Source organism: Dietzia sp. CQ4 (assembly GCF_014145125.1).
In the GTDB taxonomy this organism is placed as follows: Bacteria; Actinomycetota; Actinomycetes; order Mycobacteriales; family Mycobacteriaceae; genus Dietzia; species Dietzia natronolimnaea.
On record NZ_JAALDZ010000119.1, the window covers coordinates 1 to 4,014 of the forward strand.

The window sequence follows — 4,014 nt, forward strand, 5'->3', positions numbered from 1 at the left end:
GGGCCCCGGTCCCGCGGGGGCGGGACCGGGGCCCGGTCGGGACGGGATCAGTGCGAGTGACCGGCGTGCGAGTGCCCGCCGGGCGCCTCCTGCTCGGGCTTCTCGACGATCGCCGTCTCGGTGGTCAGCACCATCCGCGCGACGGAACAGGCGTTGACGACGGCCGAGTGGGTGACCTTCACCGGGTCGATGATGCCCGCCGAGACGAGGTCACCGTACTCGCCGGTGGCGGCGTTGAAGCCGTCCCTCGGACCGAGGTCGGCGACCTTGCTCACCACGACGGAGCCGTCCTCGCCCGCGTTGGCGGCGATCCAGAACAGTGGCGCCGCCAGCGCCTTGCGGACGACGTTCACCCCCACCGCCTCGTCGGCGTCGGTGGTGTCCTCGGCGAGCCGGGCGAGTGACGCCGCGGCCTGGACGAGCACGGAACCGCCACCGGCGATCACGCCCTCTTCGACGGCGGCCTTGGCCGAGTTGACCGCGTCCTCGACGCGGAGCTTGCGCTCGGTGAGCTCCGTCTCGGTGGCGGCGCCGACGCGGATGACCGCGACGCCCCCGGAGAGCTTGGCGATGCGCTCCTCGAGCTTCTCGCGGTCCCAGTCGGAGTCGGTGTTCTCGGCCTCGCGGCGCAGCTGCGCCACCCGGGCGTCGACGTCGGCCTGGTCACCGTCACCGTCGACGATGATCGTCTCGTCCTTGGAGACGGTCACGCGGCGGGCGTGTCCGAGCACCTCGAGGCCACAGTCGGAGAGCTTCATGCCCAGGTCCGGGCTGACGACCTGACCCTTGAGGACGATAGCGAGATCGTCCTGGAAGGCCTTGCGGCGGTCGCCGAAGAACGGGGCCTTGATCGCGACGACCTTGATGGTCTTGCGGATCGAGTTGACGACCAGCGTCGACAACGCCTCGCCGTCGACGTCCTCGGCCACGACGAGCAGCGGCTTGCCGGTTTCGGCGACCTTCTCGAGCAGCGGGAGCAGGTCGGGGAGGGAGCTGATCTTCTCGCGGTGCAGCAGGACCAGGACATCCTCGTAGATGGCCTTCTGCTCGTCGGGGTCGGTGACGAAGTAGGGGCTGAGGTAGCCCTTGTCGAAGGCGATGCCCTCGGTCACGGCGACCTCGGTGTGCAGGCCCTGGGATTCCTCGACGGACACGACGCCGTTGACACCCACGGCGTCCATGGCCTCGGCGACCATCCGACCCACCTCGGGGTCACGGGAGGAGACCGTGGCGACCTGCGCCACCCCCTCGGACCCCGACACCGGGGTGGCGGCGGACTTGAGGAACTCGACGACGGCGGCCGAGGCCTTCTCGATGCCCTTGCCCATGGCCATCGGGTTGGATCCGGCGGCCACGTTGCGCAGCCCCTCACGGATGAGCGCCTGCGCGAGCACCGTCGCGGTGGTCGTGCCGTCACCGGCCACGTCGTTGGTCTTGGTGGCGACGCTCTTGACCAGCTGGGCACCGAGATTCGCGAACGGCTCGGAGAGTTCGATCTCGCGGGCGATGGAGACACCGTCGTTCGTGACGGTGGGGCCACCGAAGGCCTTGGCCAACACGACGTGCCGACCCTTCGGGCCGAGCGTGACCTTGACGGTGTCGGCGAGTTGGTCGACACCGGCGAGCATGCCCTTACGGGCCTCCTCGTCGAACGCTATCAACTTGGACATTGATGGGACTCCTGGAAGGAAGAGGGTGTTCGGGACGGACGGGTCGTACTGCGTAACAGACCGGTGCGACACCGGTGAGACACCACCGCCCCGGCGGGCCGGACACTGGCCGGCGCCACCGGGGCGGGGTTGTACCGACTCACGTCAGTCGATGACCGCGAGAACGTCGCGCGAGGAGAGGATCAGGTACTCCTTGCCCTCGTACTTGATCTCGGTTCCGCCGTACTTGGAGTAGATGACCTTGTCCCCCTCCTTGATGTCCATGGGGATGCGGTCGCCGTCCTCGTCGAAGCGGCCCTTGCCGACCGCGACGACGGTGCCCTCCTGGGGCTTCTCCTTGGCGGTGTCCGGGATGACGAGGCCGGACGCCGTGGTGGTCTCGGCAGCGGTGGCCTCGACGAGAATCTTGTCCTCAAGCGGCTTGATCGCCACGATGGATCCTCCGTGTGTAGATGGCTGGTGTGTTCAGGGGGGCGGGGCACCGGGGTGGCGTCGTCGCGGGTGACGCGACCGGGTCCATGCCTATTGGCACTCTATATGCGCGAGTGCCAGCACTCAAGTGTCCCGGGTGCCCGATCCGGCCCCGTTCGCGGACGGCGAACACCACCCGGCCCCCACACACCCGCTCGAGCACGCCGCCGGGCGCGCGGGCCCCGCGTACGATCAGCGGGAAGTCCCGCCACCCCCGGGAGGAGTCGTCGCCATGTCCCGTACCCCCTCCGGTGACGCGGACGCGTCCGGCCGGCGGGATCCGGAGGACCCCGGCGACGAGTCGCACGCCGGTCCCCCCGACGTCAACGGGACGGCGCTCGCCGCGGTCGTGTTGGCGGTGGGCAACGTCGTGTTCGGGTCCTTCCTCGGACTGTTCCTGCCCGCGGTCCCCGCGGTCTTCGCGCTCGCGTCGGTCCTGCTCGGCCATCTCGCCCTGGCCAGGATCAACCGGACCGGACAGGCCGGGCGCGGCCTCGCCCTCACCGCGCTCGCGGTGGGGTACCTGTGGTTGGTCCTGATCACCCTGCTGGTCTGCGGGATGCTGCTGTTCACCGGGTACGGCTTCGCGCTGCTCGGGTTCTGAGGCACCCGCCTCACCACCCTCCTCACACCACCCGCCTCACACCAGCTGGGTCACCCCGACCGTGAGTCCCGGATCCGCCGCCACGGTGAGGGCACTGGGTTCGGCACCCGCCGCGAGGAGCGCGGACGCCACCGCCACGACCATCGCCCCGTTGTCCGTGCACAGCCGCGGCCGGGGGACGCGGAGGCGGATCCCGGCCTCGGCGCACCGCTGCGCCGCCAGCTCCCGCAGCCGGGAGTTCGCGGCGACGCCGCCGCCGACGAGCAGGGTCGACACCCCGAGATCTGTGCAGGCCCGCACGGCCTTCATGGTGAGCACGTCCGCCACGGCCTCCTGGAACGACGCGGCCACGTCGGCGACCTCGAGGTGCACCCCGTCGCGCTCGGCGGCCTCGATCCGGCGCGCGACGGAGGTCTTGAGCCCGGAGAAGGAGAAGTCGTGTCGGGCGTCCCGGGGCCCGGTCATCCCGCGGGGGAAGGGTATGGCCGCCGGGTCACCGGACGCCGCGAGTCGATCGATCACCGGACCGCCCGGGTAACCCAGACCCAAGAGCCTCGCGACCTTGTCGTAGGCCTCCCCCGCCGCGTCGTCGACCGTCGAGCCGAGCTCCACCACCGGATCAGTGAGAGAGCGCACGTGCAGGAGCTGGGTGTGTCCGCCGGAGACCAGCAGCGCCACGCATTCGTCGAGCGGTCCGCCGTCGAACCCGGCCACGGCGACATGTCCCACCAGGTGGTTGACCGCGTAGAACGGTGTGCCCCACGCGGCGGCGTAGGCCTTGGCCGCCGAGGAGCCCACCAGCAGTGCACCGGACAACCCGGGCCCGATGGTCGCGGCCACGGCGTCGGGCCGGTCCACACCCGCCTCGGCGAGCGCCGCACGCACGGTCGGGACGAGCGCCTCGAGATGCGCGCGGGAGGCGATCTCGGGCACCACGCCGCCGAAGCGCGCGTGCTCGGACATCGACGAGGCCACCACGTCGGCGAGCAGCTCCGCGCGCCCGTCATCGTGCACCCGGGCGATCGCCACGCCCGTCTCGTCGCACGAACTCTCGATCCCCAGAACGGTCCTCATGAACTGTCTCCTCCTCCCGCGTCGGGTCCGTGGTGCGCCGGACGCACCATCAGGTGCGCGTCGGCCATGCTCGGACGGTAGTACCGGGGCCGTAGCCCCACCACCTCGAAACCGTGGGCCTCGTAGAGCGCGCGGGCCGGGACGTTGTCGGTCCGCACGTCCAGGACCACCGGGGCCGCCTCCGCGTCCGCCACC

At 70.9% G+C, this 4,014-nt stretch carries 4 protein-coding genes and 1 pseudogene; 1 reads left to right on the forward strand and 4 read right to left on the reverse strand.

What is annotated here, in order from left to right:
- Nucleotides 1-47: 47 nt before the first annotated feature.
- On the reverse strand, nucleotides 48-1,670 hold the full coding sequence (gene groL / locus G6031_RS07595) for a chaperonin GroEL (protein WP_179524689.1): 1,623 nt from the start codon (nucleotides 1,668-1,670) through the stop codon (nucleotides 48-50).
- Nucleotides 1,671-1,814: 144 nt separating this feature from the next.
- Nucleotides 1,815-2,102, reverse strand: coding sequence for a co-chaperone GroES (groES, locus tag G6031_RS07600; protein ID WP_017837219.1), 288 nt, complete (start codon nucleotides 2,100-2,102; stop codon nucleotides 1,815-1,817).
- A 271-nt stretch (nucleotides 2,103-2,373) separates the two neighbouring features.
- On the opposite strand from groES, the gene G6031_RS07605 reads away from it, so the two are divergent.
- Complete coding sequence (locus G6031_RS07605; protein ID WP_179524688.1) at nucleotides 2,374-2,745, forward strand: DUF4190 domain-containing protein; 372 nt, start codon at nucleotides 2,374-2,376, stop codon at nucleotides 2,743-2,745.
- Between the two features lie 36 nt (nucleotides 2,746-2,781).
- Here G6031_RS07605 and tsaD read toward each other — a convergent pair whose 3' ends face one another.
- Nucleotides 2,782-3,819, reverse strand: coding sequence for a tRNA (adenosine(37)-N6)-threonylcarbamoyltransferase complex transferase subunit TsaD (tsaD, locus tag G6031_RS07610; protein ID WP_182641210.1), 1,038 nt, complete (start codon nucleotides 3,817-3,819; stop codon nucleotides 2,782-2,784).
- Nucleotides 3,816-4,014, reverse strand: a pseudogene (locus G6031_RS07615) (ribosomal-protein-alanine N-acetyltransferase); the annotation flags it as partial. The pseudogene G6031_RS07615 and the gene tsaD, both read right to left, overlap by 4 nt.

Excerpts from the sequence above, each read along its gene's own strand:
- tsaD (WP_182641210.1), bottom strand. The coding sequence starts at position 3,819 with ATGAGGACCGTTCTGGGGATCGAGAGTTCGTGCGACGAGACGGGCGTG.
- groL (WP_179524689.1), bottom strand. The coding sequence starts at position 1,670 with ATGTCCAAGTTGATAGCGTTCGACGAGGAGGCCCGTAAGGGCATGCTC.
- G6031_RS07605 (WP_179524688.1), top strand. The coding sequence starts at position 2,374 with ATGTCCCGTACCCCCTCCGGTGACGCGGACGCGTCCGGCCGGCGGGAT.